The following is a 15,482-nucleotide window of genomic DNA, read 5'->3' as shown; positions in this document are numbered from 1 at the left end:
GAACAGCGGCTCGATCACTTTCTCGCGCCACTGGAGCGAACGGTTCGATGCCGTGACCGAACCGGACGTCTCGAACTGCGTCGCTGCCGGCAGCAGGTAGACCGCGCGATTGGCGTTGAGCTCCTGGCCCTCGACCTTCATGGCTGCCATCGCCGCGGTAGCCGACGGATAAGGATCGATCACGACCAGCAGGTCGAGCTTGTCCATCGCCTTTTTCATTTCCAGCCCGCGGGTCTGCGAGTTGGGCGCATGGCCCCAGAACACGACACCCTTGACATTGCTGTCCTGGTCGATCAGTTCATTCTTTTCCAGCACGGCGTCGATCCAGCGCGACACGGTGGTGCCGGATTTTTCCATCATCGCCTGCGACACGAACTGCTTCTTGATCCACTCGTAGTCCACGCCCCAGACCGCGGCCCAGTGCTTCCACGAACCTGTGGCCAGGCCGTAGTAGCCCGGCAGCGAATCCGGATTCGGGCCGACGTCGGTTGCGCCCTGCACGTTGTCGTGGCCGCGGAAAATATTCGCGCCGCCGCCGGACTTGCCGATATTGCCCAGCGCCAGTTGCACGATGCACGACGCCCGCACCATCGCATTGCCGATCGTGTGCTGGGTCTGGCCCATGCACCAGACGATGGTGGACGGCCGGTTCATGGCCAGCGTTTGGGCGGCCTTGAAGACTTCGGCTTCCGGCACGCCGCACGCCTCTTCAACCTTCTCCGGCGTCCACTTCGCGAGCACGTCTTCACGCACTTTGTCCATGCCGTAGACGCGGTCCTTGATGTATTGCTTGTCTTCCCAGCCGTTCTTGAAGATGTGGTACAGCATGCCGAACAGGAACGGAATGTCGGTGCCGGAACGGATGCGCACGTACTGGTCGGCCTTGGCCGCGGTGCGGGTGTAGCGCGGATCGACCACCACCATCTTGCAGCCGGTTTCCTTCGCATGCAGCATGTGCAGCATCGACACCGGATGCGCTTCAGCCGCATTGGAGCCGATATACAACGCTGCCTTCGAATTCTGCATGTCGTTGTAGCTGTTGGTCATTGCACCGTAGCCCCAGGTATTGGCAACGCCAGCCACCGTGGTGGAGTGGCAGATGCGGGCCTGGTGATCAGTGTTGTTGGTGCCATAGAAGGACACGAACTTGCGCATCAGTTGCGCCTGCTCGTTATTGTGCTTGGACGACCCGATCCAGAACACGGAATCCGGGCCACTGGTCTTTCTCAGGTCCAGCAGCTTGGGTGAAATTTCGTTGAGCGGAAGGTCCCAGCTGTTGCGCTGGTTCTTGCCGTTGACCAGCTTCATCGGATACTTGAGCCGGTATTCACCGTGGCCGTGCTCGCGCAACGCCGCGCCTTTTGCGCAATGCGCGCCGAGATTGATCGGCGAATCGAATACCGGTTCCTGCCGTACCCACACGCCGTTTTGCACGACGGCGTCGACCGCGCAGCCCACCGAACAATGGGTGCAGACAGTGCGGCGCACTTCGATCTTGCCGCCCGCGCTATCGGCGCCGGCGGCGGCCCGCGCCTTTTCGATCAGGCCGAGTTGCGACGCCGCGATGCCGGCGCCAACGCCGATACCGGAACGCTTCAGGAAGGACCGGCGGTCCATCGTGGGCAGCGCGCGCGACAGGCTGTCGGCAAGGCTGGATGAAAAACGGGCAGGCGAACGCGAGCCTGATGTGCTCTTGCGAGTCAGCAACATGGTGTCACCTCGGAATCAGATGGTGGTGGTACGGTAGTATTTCTTGACGTGTTCGGACAGGCGGTACTTGTCGCCGTGATCCGGCTCGGCGGGCGCGGCCGCTTCAGTAGTTTGCTGGATACCGGCGACCTTGACGGCCACGCCGGCTGCTGCGGCTAGTCCCAGACCGGCAAAAAATTTGCGCCGACCTGTCGTTTTCTGATCTGCCATGTTCGTCTCCGATCTATTTTTTTGTATCAATTGCACAAGGGCCTTCGCAAGACAACTGGTATTCCCATGTTCGTTAATAAAGCATAACCGCTTAATAATGCGCCGGTATGGCGCGAGTTGCATGAAATTTATTTATCCCTATCAACTGACAGGGTATTCAGGACAACACATTAAGTGGGTCAGGCCATATCGAATGCCTGCATTTCGACATCAAGGAAGGCCTGCGCCAGGGCTGCAACCGGCTTGTAAAACAAAGCCGATGGATGCACCGCCAACGCAGTGCAGCAATCCTGTACCCAGGGCTGCATGTGGGCGGCGAAAAATGATTTTTGCGTGTCCAGGTTGGCGTGCGCCAGGTCGTCGGATGCAATCAGGTAGCGCATCACTTCGCACAGCGCGGCCAGGTGATCTTCGCTTTCCGGCATCGATTCCACGCGTTGCAGTCCCAGGCGGGCCAGATCATCGCGCAGTTCGACCAAGGGCTTTTCCATCAGGAATCCGGCCAGGTAATAGGAGCCGTACAAAATGACTTCCGGCTTGCCGGTGCCGAGGAACAGTTGTTCGTATTCGGCCCGGACTGTCTCCTCATCCGCAGTGCGGCAGGCGCCGACCAGCTCCGCCCAGGCCCGCTCCAGCACCCCTTCGCCCTGTGTCTGCGCAGAACCGATGGTGTCGAGCAAGGCCTGCGATGGTGGCGCATACAATAGTGTTGCCAGCAGGCCGTACAGATCGGCGCGTGCGGTTTCCTCGCCTTCGTCGGGCTTTTCAAATTTCAGCGGCTGTGCCTGGGTCTGACTCATGGATCGATGTCCTTGCTGGGTTTGATGCGATTGTCACGCCTGCTGTTGCTGGTTCACTGATGCTGCCTGTCCATCAATGCCGCTTCAGGTCGGTGACCTGCAGCTCGGCCTTGTTTTCCATCATGTCGATCACGCGGCAATCGGAGCACATCCGGATGCGGTCAAGATTGCCCGCAAAGGCGCTGTGCAATGACAGCTTGCCGATCATGTTCTCGACCATTTGCAGCGTTCCGAACGGCTTGTGGCAGCGTATGCAGTGGTAGGGTTCGGTTTCATTCAATACCACCGGATTGCGCACCTGCTCATTGAATGACAGGCGCGGCACCAGGCTGATTGCATTTTCCGGACAGGTTTTTTCGCACAGTCCGCACTGGACGCAATTCCTTTCGACGAATCGCAGTTGCGGCGCGTTCGGATTGTCCATCAGGGCCGACGACGGACAGGCGCCCACGCAGGACATGCACAGCGTGCAGGCAGCGGTATCGACAGCGACGCCGCCATACGGCGCACCCGCCGCCAGCGCAATCGACTCCACTTTTTGCGGCGCATGCCTGAGCAAATGATCGATTGCAAAATCCAGCGTCGTGCGCTTTTCCGCAGCGGCATTGAAGGTGGCTGCTTGTGCCGGCGCCAGCCCGGCAGCAACGCCCGCCAGCCCGGCGTCGAGCTCGGCAGCAGTGCCGGCTTTCAACAGGATGAAATGATCGCCCTGGTAGCCCAGGCCATGCAGGATGCTCTGCGCCAGCGCCAGTTGCGCCTGCAGCGCAGTGACATATTGCGGCGCGTCCTGCGGCGTGGTCAGCACCGCGATATTGGTCGCGCCCCACGCCACGGCGCTGAGCCAGACATCCAGGCCAGTGGCGGCGGCATGATGCAGTGCAACCGGCATGATGCGCGCCGGCAGACCGGCCAGCTGGCGGCTGCCGCGCGCCATGCGGCCAAGCTGCCTGATCAGTTCCGCCCCGGCCTCGTCGCTGTGCATCAGCAAGGCCGGCTGGCGTCCGCCTGCGCGCGCATAGGCTTGCAGCATCGTGCGCACCCGCTGGCCCATGTCCGGCACCCGCGGATACGCATAGCCCAGCGCGCCCGACGGGCAGACCGTGGTGCACGCGCCGCAACCGACGCACAGGTTGGGGTTGACCTTGATATGGTTGCCAGCGCCGGAAATCGCTTCTGCCGAGCAGACTTCGACACAAGCATTGCAGCCGACTTTTTCATTGCGGCTGTGGGCGCACAACTTGTCCTTGTAGACAAAGAATTTTGGCTTGTCGAACTCGCCGACCATCTGTACCAGTTGCAGCGCATCGTCGGCCTGTCGCAGCGCATCGGCGCCCGGGCGGAAATAGCCCTGCGGCGGCTGGTGCATCGCCAGCAGCGGCGTGTCGGAAAGATCGAAAACCAGGTCGAAGCGGCCGGAACGCCGGGTGTCCTCGCGCCCGAAATCGATGGCGCCGATTGCCGCGCACGCCTTCACGCAGTCCCGGTGGGAGCCGCATTTCGACAGGTCGACCTGGTACAGCAGGTTGATCGCATTTTCGGGGCAGACTTCAACGCAGGCATTGCAGCGGGTACACAGTTCCGGATCGATCGGATTGGCTTGCTGCCAACTGACGTCGAACGCACCCAGCCAACCGGTCACACGCACCTGCTCACCCGAAAATGTCGGATAGAGGCGCTCGGACAACATGCCGCCCACGCCGCTGGCGTCGGTAAACAAGACGCTGACCTCCAGTTGTCCGCCCAGGCGCGCGGCCCAGGGCTGGACCCGCGCGGCCGGACCGATGACCAGCACATGGCCGCCGGAGTCATAGTTCACCGTCGGCACCGGTTCCGGATCGGGCAAGGCCGCAGCAGCCAGCAGGGCCGCCATCTTCGGCAGCGATTCGCCGGCTTGCGCGCTCCAGCCGCCCGTCTCGCGGATATTGACGAAACGGATCGGCGCGACCGTCTGCTTTTGTCCGGCCAGTTCCGAAAACAGCGCGCGCTCCTGGGTGCAGGCGACCACGACCCGGTCGACGCCGTCCAGCGCCGCCAGGAAACCGCCGACTTCATGCCGGCAAAGCTCGCTCGCCACCGCAACGGCCGGTTCCCCCAGCGCCCTGGCCAGCAGCTTGCCGGCATCAGCGTCGAGCGGCATGCTGCGGTTGCAACTGCAGACTTTGTATTGAGTGCTCATGTTGGCGGTGTCTCTTGGGGGGGTTGTTGCTGCAGTGGCTGCGCGCTGCGTGCGGCCACTGCAGTTGGTGTCATTGCTTCGCCCTGCGCGGCGTCGGCCGGCCGGGGCAACCGGCTTGCCGGCTCGCCGGGCTGCTCGCTTGCCGGGGACAGGGCCAAGTCGGCCTGTCCGGCTTGATCGGACGGCTCGTCCGCTGTCTCGTCCACCGGGACGACAACAGCCTCCTCCACCGGCGCGGCGGCGAGCGGCGCCGGGTCCGTTGCAGCCGGCGGTTCCGGTTCCGGCTCCTGCAGGGCCATCACGCTGCGCCCATGCAGCCCGGGCGGATCGAACAAATCCTTTGCATGCCTGAGCATCGCCATCATTTCGGGGGGAATCGGGTCGCTCTGTGAATAGTCGCCGATGTAGATGTCCAGGCCATCCATCACATTGAAGTGAGGATCGGTGAACAACTTCTTGAGCGCCGAGCGCTTGACCGACTCGTCCACGCCCTGCTTCATGAAGGGAGAAAAATCGGTTTGCGTGGCAGACGCCTGCTGCACGTCTTCCAGTGTCGGCAAGCGGCCCTGGTACGGATCGGGGACAGGCGGCGGCGCTGGCGTTGCCGCTGCTTCCTCTGCGCGGGCCTGCCGGGCTTGCTCGTTATGTCGGGCCCAGCGATTGAAGAAATCGTCAGCCGCCACGTGGGACATCCTTTTCTGCGCGGGCCATTTCCTGCACCGCAGCGCCGCCCTCGAACGAGGGCTTGCGGCGCTTGCCCTTGACTTCCGGCCGGTAATACTGCGCGACGAAGCCGTGCATCAATTCGACGATATGCGGGGACGCCGGCAAAATATCGACCCGCTCTCCACCATCCATCAGCCGGGCGGCGACGTTGTACGACAGCGTGACCGACTTTGGCACCGCGATTTCCTGACCATCCACTTCCTCCATGCGCCACATGACGAACCAGCTCGGATTGGCCGTGTCGACGTTGAGGAAATAGCCTTCGGCCTCGTCGCGGAAGAATTCAAGCTCGAAGCCGCCAAACAGCCAGCGGGATTCTTCGGCTGAATCCATCAGGCAGCGCGGCCCTGGCTCATCCGGCAGCGGCGACACGTCAAGCTCGACGATCTCGAGCGGACGCCACTGCCACGGCTGCCAGCGGTTATCCAGCGGCAGCCGTTGCATGATCACTGCGACCCGTCTTGCACCTGCGTGTTCCATCGCCGCCTTTGTCTGCTGCCTGTTACTGCTGCCTGTTACTGCTGGCGGTTGCTGCTTCCCGCGCCCCTGACCCTAGTCGTTCTTGACAACGATGCTGGGGAACTTGCTCGACATGTCCCGGGATTTCTCGGCAACCTTGATCGCAATGCGGCGGGCAATGTCCTTGTACAACTGGGCAACCTTGCCGTCCGGGTCGGCGACCACGGTCGGCCGGCCGGAGTCGGTCTGCTCGCGGATCGACATGGTCAGCGGCAAGGCGCCGAGAAAATCGACGCCATACTGGGCGCACATCTTTTCGCCGCCGCCGGTGCCGAAAATCGCTTCGGCATGACCGCAATTGGAGCAGATGTGCACGCTCATGTTTTCCACCACGCCCAGGATCGGTATGCCGACCTTCTCGAACATCTTCAGGCCCTTGCGCGCATCAAGCAGCGCAATGTCCTGCGGAGTGGTGACAATGACCGCGCCGGTGACCGGGACTTTTTGCGACAGCGTCAGCTGGATGTCACCGGTTCCCGGGGGCATGTCGACGATCAGGTAATCCAGGTCGCGCCAGTTGGTTTGCTCCAGCAATTGCTGCAGCGCCTGGGTCACGATCGGTCCGCGCCAGACCATCGGCTCGTCGGCATCGATCATGAAACCGATCGACGACACCTGCAGGCCGTGGTTTTCCATCGGCTCCATGGTCTTGCCGTCGGATGACTCGGGCCGGCCGGTAATGCCCATCATCATCGGTTGCGACGGACCGTAGATATCGGCGTCCAGCAGCCCGACTGCGGCGCCTTCGGCCGCCAGCGCCAGCGCCAGGTTGACCGCCGTGGTCGACTTGCCGACCCCGCCCTTGCCCGACGCCACCGCAATGATGTTCTTGACGTTGGACATCAGCTTGACGCCCCGCTGCGCCGTGTGCGCAACGATCTTGACCTGCATGTTGACGCTGACATTGCCGGCGCCCGGTATTGCGCGCACCGCCGCAATCACCAGCTTGCGCAGCATGTCCAGCTGGCTTTTGGCCGGATAGCCCAGCTCGATGTCGAGCGATACATCGCTGCCGTCGACCTTGATGTTTTTCGCCGCCTTGGCGCTGACAAAGTCCTTGCCAGTATTAGGGTCAATCACTTGGCCAAGTGCCGACCGGACTGCTTCAACCGTAATGCTCATCACCTCTCCCGTATAGTGCGTCGCCAGTCTAAACCAAAGCCAATTCCGGCGCTTGCGTTTAGCTCTGGCGCCGCGCCGGCCAAGACCAACAGGCAAAGGTCCGGATCAGTTATATTGGCGCGGCTGAATCAACCAATCCAATCAAGGCAGATGCAACAATGGAACTCCATCAGATTACCGGCCTGATACTGGCGGGCGGACGCGGTACCCGCATGGGCACGGTCGACAAGGGGCTGCAGCAATTTCGCGGCGCGCCGATGGCGCTGCATGTGATGATGCGACTGCAGCCGCAGGTCGGCAACCTGATGATCAACGCCAACCAGAACCTGGGGCCTTACGAAGGATTTGGCGTGGCGGTGTGGCCGGACCAGATCGGCGGCTTCGCCGGGCCATTGGCCGGACTGCATACCGGGCTGTCCCACTGCGAATCGGAATACCTGGTGACGGCGCCCTGCGATTCCCCGTTCCTGCCGCTGGACCTGGTCGAACGGCTGGCCGATGCGCTGGAAGAAAAACAGGCGGACGTGGCAATGGCCGTCACCGGCTCCGGTGCACAGCGCCAGCCGCATCCGGTGTTTTGCCTGGTGCCGTCCAGGCTGTTGACGCACCTCGAAGAGTTCCTGCACAAGGGCGGCCGGAAAATCGACGCCTGGACCGGCAGCCTGAACACCGTCGAAGTCAGCTTCCCCGACGAAGCGGCGTTCCGCAACATCAATTCAATGGAAGAACTCAAGCGTTATGAATGACGGCGGCGACGATCAAGGCGTACCTGAATTTGCCGCACTGCGCCGGTTTGCGACCGTCATTCGAGCATAGGGCCGATGGCAGCCGCGCCGCATCACCAAGCCAGGCCCAGCGCAAGGTACAGTGAACGCACAGGCCCGGATCGGACCCGGAAGATGCGGTAATAATTCCAGACACGGACCAGGGTTGAGTGGCGGCGTTGTGACTGCATTTTTTCTCCACGGAACTTGTCAGGCCCGACTCCTGCTCGCGAGGTGTCAGGGGGCCAGACAATCATATCGATCCGTGCCGCGAAAAAATTGTGGCTGATCAATCAGGCGCGTGTTGTTGCGCGGGCGCCACCGACTTCAGCAATTGCCTTTCATGGCCTGCGCCGGCGGGCAGAAGTCCCCCATCACTTCACGGAAGGTCACGCCGCTGTTGCTGGCGCCGGAACTGCTGCCTTGCGTACCATCCGTGGTGCATGCCAGCAGCACACCGCAGGCCACCACCAGCGCCAGGCGCCTGCAATGGCCGGTCATATTGAAAAGCAATGAACGCATTGAATATCCCTGGCTTCCGGACTGTCCGGACCCGCTGTTTGCTGACTTACCGGACCTGCAAGGACACACTGCTTGGGTCAGCCCTTGTCTGCGCAATCGCGCTGCCGGTAAGACAGCTTGCCGATATCGCGGCCGTCGCTGCCGCGATATGAAAAAGCCACCCACGCACCGCTATCGAGAAGCTTCTGCATCTGCGGATCCTGGCAGAGCTTGGCTCTCACGGCCGGGGCGAGCTTGCCGTAAAAGACCTCCGCCGGCAATTCCGCAGCCGGGCGCCCGAGCAAGGTGTAGTGATAGACCAGTTCCGTACCGGGTTCGGCACTGACCCTGTCCAGCCGGATTTCCTTGTCGATCACTTGCGGCGTGTCGCGGTTCATTTGTTTGGCCAGCCGCTGCAATGCATCATCGAGGCTGCGGCCGCGGCCGCGCTCGCCGGGGCTGGCAGCCAGCGCGCCAAGCATGTCGCCCAGGCCAGCCGAGGCCGCGGGCGCCGCCGTGCCGCACATCAGCACGGCCAGTGCAAGATACTGCACCCGGGATTGCCACCGGGATTGCAAGGGCACTGGCTTGTCGCCCAGTGCCCTGCCTTTTCCGCGTGCACCAACAACGATCTGCGTCACATGGCACGCTGCATTCATTTTCACTCCCTGGCCTGGTTATCACCCGCAGCTCGCGGCTTGAAATGCTTGTCGCTGATGCGGAATTTATTGCGGCGGTCACCGAGCAAGCCTCGCAGCTCACCGATGCTCAGGTTACTGACTTCATGCATCCGGATCAAGAGCGAACCGGTTACCGGAAGCCGGCGATGACGAATTTTGCTGATCACTGGTGGCGAAACCTCAAGCGCACGGGAAAGTGCTGCGTCATTCTTCAGCTTGAGTTTTCCGATCAAGGACGCAAGCAGGTTATCCGGATCGTAATTGCGTGCTGTTGTCTCCATGCCTTACCCCGTTGTCAGTGTTGAACTGTTTCCAGTGTGACGCGCCGGGGTTGATGTCGTTTTGATAATCGACAACGGAACAAACGGCGGGTAAAGCGACTGGCGCAAACATTGCGCTATCAACAAGACGCCTCGCGGAAGCAGCAATTCCCGTATGCACTGCGCCCGTCCGGTTCAATCAATTGCCAAGGCAAGCTTAGCGGCTTTGATCAACTCGCGGGTTGATGCTTACGTGATGAAATACATTCGCCGCCGCAAACAATTCCGGCAGATCTTGACTGCACATCATCCCTGCCTGCCGGTTTCCTGTCCATCCGGATTTTCATTGGCTGCCTGCATCGCCGGCACGCCTGGCAAGCTTGCGGCGTCATCAGGAACGCTTTGGCCCTCGCCAGTATCAAAGCAGCATGCTTCTTCGTTAAAGGTGACGCCATGAAAATTCCGCTGATCGTGATGCTGCTTGCTGCCGGCATGCTTACCGGCCTGTCCCTGATCCTGTTTGTGCTGGCTCCCTGAGCGATAAGCTGATCTTGCGCAATCGCAGGACCGGCACAAAGGCGAACTCCAGGCCGCGATCGCGGCTCTTAAACATGTCCATCGACCGGAGAGACAGATGAAAAGAATCCTGCTGGTGCTGTTGTTGGCTGCATGCGGTACAGCGATGGCGCAAAATGCCCCGCTGCAAGGCATTTCCGAAAGTACCGACCCGGATAAAGTGCGTGATGTCGAGCGCCGCGCCGACGAAATACGCGCGCGCCAGCAAGCCGCCAGTTCCGGCGCCAGTGACACCGCTGCGGGTGCAGCGTCCGCCACCAAGCGGGATGCCAAGCGTTCGAAGCACAAGAAAATGAAGCGTGGGCCTGCGCCCGAACCCAAGGCCGAAAAATAGTGCCGAATGGTCAGGGAACAAGCGTACGGCAATAAGCGCGTGACGTCAGGATAGGCGTCGCGCTGCATCGCGTTCACTTTGCATCGCCTGATTGTGCAAGCTTGAGGGTGTCCTTCCAGGCACACAGCCGGGCAAAGCCTGTTCAGATCGGCGGATGCGTCCCCTGCTCGCGCATCCGGCGTTCAAACTCTTCCTGCTCGACCTCATCGGCCGACTTGAACGGCGCCGTGAATTTTTTCAGTTGCGCGTAGGCCTGCGGGTCTTCCTCGGCAAGGGATTTTTCCCGCCAGTGGTACAGGATCATCAAGCCGAGAGCGGCTGCGGCACCAACAGCCAGCTTTCCCTTGTGCCCGGCAATCAGGTTGAGCGTGTCGGTTGCAAACCCATCCTGCACATTCGAACCCTGCGACGGGACTTCGTTTTCGCTTTTTTCTGCGCTGTCTTTGGTCGGCATCACCACACCTGGTCGATTGAATTGACTATTAGAGACACGGCGGGCGCAATCAATTCCCGCCCGCGGCGCCGCCTGGTCTTGTGCCATTTCAATCATTTGCCCCCGCCGGTGATGCGCTGCGTGGCGCGTCAGACCCAGCCGCCATCGACAATGAATTCCTGGGCGGTACACATTGCGCTGTCATCCGCCGCCAGGAACAGCACCATGCGCGCCACATGCCAGGGTTGCACGCGGCCCGGCAGGCACTGGCTGCGATCGATCTGCTTTTCGCCCTCCTCATCCAGCCACAGCGCGATCTGACGCTCTGTCATCACCCAGCCGGGCGTGACGGTATTGACCCGGATGCGAAACGGCCCGAGATCGCGGGCCAGTCCACGCGTGAGTCCGCTCACCGCAGCCTTGCTTGTCGTATAGACCGGATAACCGCCGCCGGCCATGTGCCAGCTGGCCGACCCGATATTGATGATCGAGCCGCCGCCCTTCCTTTTCATGCCCGGCGCCACCGACTGGCAGGCAAAGAACATTGGCCGCTGGTTGATGGCGATACGATCATCCCAATATTCGACGCTCACGTCCTCGATCCGATGGCGGTCGTCATTGCCGGCATTGTTGACCAATACATCGAAGTCGCCGACCTCCGCGGCCAATCCCTGCATGACGGACTGCAGGGAGGCGATATCGCGGATATCGCAAAGGCGGAACAAGGGCCTGGCCAATCCCTGGCTGGCCAGGCGTTCGCACAATGCATTGCCGGCTTCCACCGCGATATCGACAAATCCGACCGTCGCCCCCTGTTCGGCAAAGGCGCTGACCAGCGCCGCGCCGATACCCGAGCCGCCACCGGTAATGAATACCCGCTTGCCGGCTATGCCGGGAAAGCGCGCCAAACCATTTCCTGCAGTCATCTGGACTCTCCTGAACTTTCGAAGATGGGCTTACTCACATGACAAGTGGGTCCGCCACTCGTTGCGGTCACTCCCTTGATGCCTATGACTACAAAAAATTCAATACGTCGCAGCCAGGCCTGGTTCGGCCAACAAGATCGTGACGGCTTCGTCCATCGAAGCTGGACCAAGAAGCCGGGCTATCCGGACGACGCCTTCGACGGCCGGCCCGTGATCGGCATCTGCAACACCTGGTCGGAACTGACCCCTTGCAACTCCCATTTCCGCGAACTGGCGGAATTCGTCAAACACGGCGTGCTGGAAGCCGGCGGCTTTCCGCTGGAGTTTCCGGTGATGTCCCTGGGCGAAACGCAGCTGCGTCCAACGGCCATGCTGTTTCGTAACCTGGCCAGCATGGACGTGGAAGAATCGATCCGCGGCAATCCGATCGATGGCGTGGTGCTGCTGATGGGCTGCGACAAGACCACGCCGGCGCTGCTGATGGGTGCAGCCAGTTGCGGACTGCCCACCATCGGCGTATCCGGCGGGCCCATGCTGAACGGTAAATTTCGTGGCCAGGATATCGGCTCCGGCACCGGCGTCTGGCAGATGTCTGAAATGGTGCGGGCGGGCGAGATGACGCAGGCGGCGTTCACCGAGGCGGAAGCCTGCATGAACCGCTCGGCCGGACACTGCATGACGATGGGCACGGCATCGACCATGGCCAGCATGGTGGAGGCGCTGGGCATGTCGCTGCCCGGCAATGCAGCGATACCCGCGCCTGACACGCGCCGCAACCGGCTGGCGCAATTGAGTGGCCGCCGTATCGTGCGCATGGTCGAAGAAGACCTTGGCATGGCGCGCATCCTGACGCGCCACGCGTTCGAAAATGCGGTGCGGGTGCTGGCGGCAATCGGCGGTTCGACCAATGCGGTAGTGCATCTGCTGGCAATTGCCGGACGCATCGGCGTGCCGCTGAAGCTGGAGGACTGGGATCAACTGGCCAGCGAATTGCCCTGCTTGCTGGACCTGCAGCCGTCCGGCCGTTTCCTGATGGAAGACTTTTACTACGCCGGCGGCCTGCCGGCGCTGATGCGCGAGATGCTTCCCTTGCTGCATGGTGACGCGCTCACGGTGAATGGGCAGACCATTGGCGAGAACGTGCGCGATGCGCCCTGCTACAACCGCGAAGTCATCTGCAGCATGGATGCGCCATTCAAGCCAAACGCCGGCATCGTGATCCTGAAAGGCAACCTGGCGCCGGACGGCGCGGTAATCAAGCCATCGGCGGCGTCCCCCCACTTGCTCACGCATCGCGGCCGGGCGGTCGTATTCGACAACATTGAAGAGCTGCGCTCGCGCATCGACGACGACGCGTTCGACATCGACGAACACTGTGTGATGGTGCTGAGGAATTGCGGGCCGCGCGGCTATCCCGGCATGGCGGAAGTCGGCAACATGCCGCTGCCAAAAAAGATATTGAAGAAAGGCATTACCGACATGGTGCGCATTTCGGACGCGCGCATGAGCGGCACGGCCTACGGCACGGTGGTATTGCATACCTCGCCCGAGGCCAGCATTGGCGGTCCACTGGCGCTGGTGCGCGACGGCGACATGATCCAGCTCGACGTGCCGCGGCGAAGCTTGCACGTGGAGGTGGACGACGCCGAACTGGCCCGGCGCCGTACCCGGTGGACTGCGCCGCCGGCACCGGAGCGCGGCTATGTCCGGCTGTATGTGGAGCATGTGCAGCAGGCACACCTGGGGGCGGACTTCGATTTCCTGGTCGGATCCAGCGGCGCGCTGGTTCCGCGCGAATCGCACTGAAAGGCCGGATTCATCATGCACCTTCATTGCGTATGGGATGCAAAAGCGGAACTGGGAGAAGGCCCGCTTTGGTCTTCTCGCGAACAGGCGCTGTACTGGGTCGATATCCTGCAGCACCGGCTGCACCGTTACGCGCCGGGCGAAACCCCGCGCCAGCGCCATTGGCAATTCGACGAAGAGATCAGCTCCGCCGCCGAGCGCATGGGCAAGCCTGGCCTGATCGTCACGCTGCGTCATGGCTTCGCCTTCTTTGACCCGGCCACCAAAAAGCTGGAACACCTGGCGGCACCCGAAGCGCATCTGCCCGGCAATCGCTTCAATGACGGCAAATGCGATCGCCAGGGCCGCTACTGGGCCGGCACCATTGATTTCGATTGCAAGGCCCCTACCGGTTCGCTGTACCGCCTCACGCCCGCCATGCAGTGCGAGCGGGTCGACAGCGGCTATCCAGTCACCAATGGTCCGGCATGGTCGGCCGACCAGCGCACCATGTACTTCAACGACAGCGTTTATGGTCGCGTCCATGCCTTCGACTTCGACCCCGAAACCGGCAGTGTCGCCAACAAGCGCCTGTTCCTGCAGTTTGGCGCTGGCGAGGGCTCTCCGGACGGCATGACGACCGACGCCGAAGGCGGCTTGTGGATTGCCCACTGGGGCGCCGGCAAGCTGACCCGTCACGACAGCGAAGGCGTGGTGCTGATGACGATCACGCTACCGGTCAGCCAGGTCACCAGTTGCAGCTTTGGCGGGCCAGACCTGTCCACCCTGTACATCACCAGTGCCGCGGTCGGATTGACGCCGGCGCAGCGGCTGGCCGAACCGCTGGCCGGCGGCTTGTTCGCCGCCGAGCCCGGTATTGCCGGACTGCCGGCCGACATGTTTCGCGGCTAGGCAAGGCATTCATGGAAACACGATTGCTGGTTCTTGAAAACGCGCAGCAGCGACTGCGGCTGGTGCCGGAGTTGGGGGGCGGGATCGCCAGTTGGGACTGGAAGCCGGCTGCTGGCGAGCAGGCCTTGCTGCGGGCCTGGGATGGTGTGTCTGACGACCGCTATACGCTGGCGTGTTTTCCGCTGCTACCGTGGTCGAACCGGATTACGCAGGGGGGCTTTGCCCATCACGGCGTACATCATCCGATCCGTAATAATCGTCATGGCGAGCCCTACCCGATCCACGGCGATGGCTGGTTGCAGCCCTGGCACGTGCTGGAGTCGGATGGCGGCAGCGCAGTGCTTGGGCTGTCGTCGCGCCGGTTCGATGGCAATCCCTATGAATACGATGCCGAGCAAGGTTTTGAATTGCTGCCTGAAGGATTGCGGGTTTCGCTGAAGGTGACGCATCGGGGGCGCACGGCCTTGCCTTACGGCCTGGGGCTGCATCCCTATTTTGTCTGCAATTCCTCGACGCGATTGCAGGCTCGCTCGTCGGGCGTCTGGCTTTCGGGGGAGGATGCGATTCCGATTACCTATTCGACCGGCTTGCCGGTGGGGTGGGATTTCAATGAGCCGGCTGCCGTTTGTGGCGGTGGCCTGATTGATAATTGTTTTTCCGGATGGGATGGGGTGATGCGGGTTGCTTATCCTGATTCTGGACTTGGGGTGCTGATGCGGGTGGCGCCGGTGAGTGGATATAGTTTGCTTTACCGGCCGGCTGGGGGTGGGTTCTTTTGTTTTGAGCCGATTTCGCATCCGATTGATGCGTTTCATGTGAAGGCTAAGCCGGGATTGGTTTCGCTTCGGAATGGGGAGAGTTTGAGGATGCTTGTTTCGTTTTCTGTTTCGGTTTTTGGTTGATTGTTTTTTTATATGGTGTTTTTTGGGTTTTTTGGGTTTTTTGCTTCGGCTTGTTTTGCGGGTTTTATCATCTTTGTTGTTAAGCGGGGAGACGCCCCCGCGGGCGTGTAACTTTCTTTTTGGCGGCGCCAAAAAGAAAGTCACCA

Annotated in this window: 18 protein-coding genes; 6 read left to right on the top strand and 12 right to left on the bottom strand. The window is 61.6% G+C overall.

Annotation, left to right across the window (positions count from 1 at the left end; translation table 11 throughout):
- From Q7T64_RS02020 to apbC, 7 genes are all read right to left on the bottom strand, one after another.
- Positions 1–1,710 (bottom strand): molybdopterin-dependent oxidoreductase (locus Q7T64_RS02020; RefSeq protein ID WP_304790322.1); only part of this gene is annotated, 1,710 nt, incomplete at its 3' end.
- A gap of 15 nt (positions 1,711–1,725) precedes the next feature.
- Positions 1,726–1,920: a hypothetical protein gene (locus tag Q7T64_RS02015; protein ID WP_304790319.1), complete on the bottom strand. Its 195-nt coding sequence runs from the start codon at positions 1,918–1,920 to the stop codon at positions 1,726–1,728.
- Positions 1,921–2,099: 179 nt separating this feature from the next.
- Entirely contained in the window at positions 2,100–2,720 is a 621-nt protein-coding gene (locus Q7T64_RS02010; protein ID WP_304790317.1) for a molecular chaperone, read from the bottom strand.
- 73 nt (positions 2,721–2,793) lie between these two features.
- The gene (locus tag Q7T64_RS02005; protein ID WP_304790315.1) at positions 2,794–4,896 is read right to left on the bottom strand and encodes a 4Fe-4S binding protein; all 2,103 of its coding nucleotides are present in this window, start codon (positions 4,894–4,896) and stop codon (positions 2,794–2,796) included.
- A complete protein-coding gene (locus Q7T64_RS02000; RefSeq protein WP_304790312.1) occupies positions 4,893–5,579 on the bottom strand; it encodes a DUF3306 domain-containing protein in 687 nt (228 codons plus the stop codon). The genes Q7T64_RS02005 and Q7T64_RS02000 overlap by 4 nt, the downstream gene beginning before the upstream one ends.
- Positions 5,569–6,102, bottom strand: coding sequence for a DUF3305 domain-containing protein (locus Q7T64_RS01995; protein ID WP_304790309.1), 534 nt, complete (start codon positions 6,100–6,102; stop codon positions 5,569–5,571). The genes Q7T64_RS02000 and Q7T64_RS01995 overlap by 11 nt, the downstream gene beginning before the upstream one ends.
- Positions 6,103–6,174: 72 nt before the next feature.
- Positions 6,175–7,263, bottom strand: coding sequence for an iron-sulfur cluster carrier protein ApbC (gene apbC, locus Q7T64_RS01990; RefSeq protein ID WP_304790306.1), 1,089 nt, complete (start codon positions 7,261–7,263; stop codon positions 6,175–6,177).
- A gap of 158 nt (positions 7,264–7,421) precedes the next feature.
- Here apbC and mobA point away from each other — a divergent pair, with 158 nt between their 5' ends.
- Positions 7,422–8,009, top strand: coding sequence for a molybdenum cofactor guanylyltransferase MobA (mobA, locus tag Q7T64_RS01985; protein WP_304790301.1), 588 nt, complete (start codon positions 7,422–7,424; stop codon positions 8,007–8,009).
- Between the two features lie 345 nt (positions 8,010–8,354).
- Here the strand turns inward: mobA and Q7T64_RS01980 are convergent, their stop codons facing one another.
- The 3 genes from Q7T64_RS01980 to Q7T64_RS01970 form a co-directional block, all read right to left on the bottom strand.
- On the bottom strand, positions 8,355–8,549 hold the full coding sequence (locus Q7T64_RS01980; RefSeq protein WP_304790298.1) for a hypothetical protein: 195 nt from the start codon (positions 8,547–8,549) through the stop codon (positions 8,355–8,357).
- Between the two features lie 77 nt (positions 8,550–8,626).
- Positions 8,627–9,187 carry a hypothetical protein gene (locus Q7T64_RS01975; RefSeq protein ID WP_304790296.1) on the bottom strand — a complete coding sequence of 187 codons (561 nt, stop codon included), beginning with the start codon at positions 9,185–9,187 and terminating at the stop codon, positions 8,627–8,629.
- Positions 9,188–9,189: 2 nt separating this feature from the next.
- On the bottom strand, positions 9,190–9,489 hold the full coding sequence (locus Q7T64_RS01970) for a hypothetical protein (RefSeq protein ID WP_304790292.1): 300 nt from the start codon (positions 9,487–9,489) through the stop codon (positions 9,190–9,192).
- A gap of 381 nt (positions 9,490–9,870) precedes the next feature.
- On the opposite strand from Q7T64_RS01970, the gene Q7T64_RS01965 reads away from it, so the two are divergent.
- Positions 9,871–10,005 (top strand): hypothetical protein, encoded by a 135-nt coding sequence (locus Q7T64_RS01965; protein WP_304790289.1) that lies wholly within the window; start codon positions 9,871–9,873, stop codon positions 10,003–10,005.
- 97 nt (positions 10,006–10,102) lie between these two features.
- On the top strand, positions 10,103–10,378 hold the full coding sequence (locus Q7T64_RS01960) for a hypothetical protein (protein WP_304790286.1): 276 nt from the start codon (positions 10,103–10,105) through the stop codon (positions 10,376–10,378).
- A gap of 142 nt (positions 10,379–10,520) precedes the next feature.
- Here the strand turns inward: Q7T64_RS01960 and Q7T64_RS01955 are convergent, their stop codons facing one another.
- Positions 10,521–10,928, bottom strand: coding sequence for a hypothetical protein (locus tag Q7T64_RS01955; protein WP_304790283.1), 408 nt, complete (start codon positions 10,926–10,928; stop codon positions 10,521–10,523).
- A gap of 32 nt (positions 10,929–10,960) precedes the next feature.
- Positions 10,961–11,737, bottom strand: a complete 777-nt coding sequence (locus tag Q7T64_RS01950) for an SDR family NAD(P)-dependent oxidoreductase (RefSeq protein WP_304790279.1) — start codon at positions 11,735–11,737, stop codon at positions 10,961–10,963.
- Between the two features lie 78 nt (positions 11,738–11,815).
- On the opposite strand from Q7T64_RS01950, the gene Q7T64_RS01945 reads away from it, so the two are divergent.
- Genes Q7T64_RS01945 through Q7T64_RS01935 form a run of 3 tightly spaced genes read left to right on the top strand, consistent with a single transcriptional unit; the run spans position 11,816 to position 15,336 of the window.
- Positions 11,816–13,543, top strand: coding sequence for an IlvD/Edd family dehydratase (locus Q7T64_RS01945; RefSeq protein WP_370653239.1), 1,728 nt, complete (start codon positions 11,816–11,818; stop codon positions 13,541–13,543).
- Between the two features lie 15 nt (positions 13,544–13,558).
- Positions 13,559–14,434, top strand: coding sequence for an SMP-30/gluconolactonase/LRE family protein (locus tag Q7T64_RS01940; RefSeq protein ID WP_304790276.1), 876 nt, complete (start codon positions 13,559–13,561; stop codon positions 14,432–14,434).
- An 11-nt stretch (positions 14,435–14,445) separates the two neighbouring features.
- Positions 14,446–15,336, top strand: coding sequence for an aldose 1-epimerase (locus tag Q7T64_RS01935; RefSeq protein ID WP_304790273.1), 891 nt, complete (start codon positions 14,446–14,448; stop codon positions 15,334–15,336).
- Positions 15,337–15,482 lie beyond the last annotated feature (146 nt).

This window comes from Lacisediminimonas sp. (assembly GCF_030645335.1).
In the GTDB taxonomy this organism is placed as follows: domain Bacteria; phylum Pseudomonadota; class Gammaproteobacteria; order Burkholderiales; family Burkholderiaceae_D; genus Lacisediminimonas.
This window is presented reverse-complemented; position numbering and strand designations above follow the sequence as displayed.

Coding starts and splice junctions, on each gene's coding strand:
- Q7T64_RS02015 (WP_304790319.1), bottom strand. CDS start 1,920: ATGGCAGATCAGAAAACGACAGGTCGGCGCAAATTTTTTGCCGGTCTG.
- Q7T64_RS02010 (WP_304790317.1), bottom strand. CDS start 2,720: ATGAGTCAGACCCAGGCACAGCCGCTGAAATTTGAAAAGCCCGACGAA.
- Q7T64_RS02005 (WP_304790315.1), bottom strand. CDS start 4,896: ATGAGCACTCAATACAAAGTCTGCAGTTGCAACCGCAGCATGCCGCTC.
- Q7T64_RS01995 (WP_304790309.1), bottom strand. CDS start 6,102: ATGGAACACGCAGGTGCAAGACGGGTCGCAGTGATCATGCAACGGCTG.
- apbC (WP_304790306.1), bottom strand. CDS start 7,263: ATGAGCATTACGGTTGAAGCAGTCCGGTCGGCACTTGGCCAAGTGATT.
- mobA (WP_304790301.1), top strand. CDS start 7,422: ATGGAACTCCATCAGATTACCGGCCTGATACTGGCGGGCGGACGCGGT.
- Q7T64_RS01980 (WP_304790298.1), bottom strand. CDS start 8,549: ATGCGTTCATTGCTTTTCAATATGACCGGCCATTGCAGGCGCCTGGCG.
- Q7T64_RS01975 (WP_304790296.1), bottom strand. CDS start 9,187: ATGAATGCAGCGTGCCATGTGACGCAGATCGTTGTTGGTGCACGCGGA.
- Q7T64_RS01970 (WP_304790292.1), bottom strand. CDS start 9,489: ATGGAGACAACAGCACGCAATTACGATCCGGATAACCTGCTTGCGTCC.
- Q7T64_RS01960 (WP_304790286.1), top strand. CDS start 10,103: ATGAAAAGAATCCTGCTGGTGCTGTTGTTGGCTGCATGCGGTACAGCG.
- Q7T64_RS01955 (WP_304790283.1), bottom strand. CDS start 10,928: ATGATTGAAATGGCACAAGACCAGGCGGCGCCGCGGGCGGGAATTGAT.
- Q7T64_RS01950 (WP_304790279.1), bottom strand. CDS start 11,737: ATGACTGCAGGAAATGGTTTGGCGCGCTTTCCCGGCATAGCCGGCAAG.
- Q7T64_RS01945 (WP_370653239.1), top strand. CDS start 11,816: ATGCCTATGACTACAAAAAATTCAATACGTCGCAGCCAGGCCTGGTTC.
- Q7T64_RS01940 (WP_304790276.1), top strand. CDS start 13,559: ATGCACCTTCATTGCGTATGGGATGCAAAAGCGGAACTGGGAGAAGGC.
- Q7T64_RS01935 (WP_304790273.1), top strand. CDS start 14,446: ATGGAAACACGATTGCTGGTTCTTGAAAACGCGCAGCAGCGACTGCGG.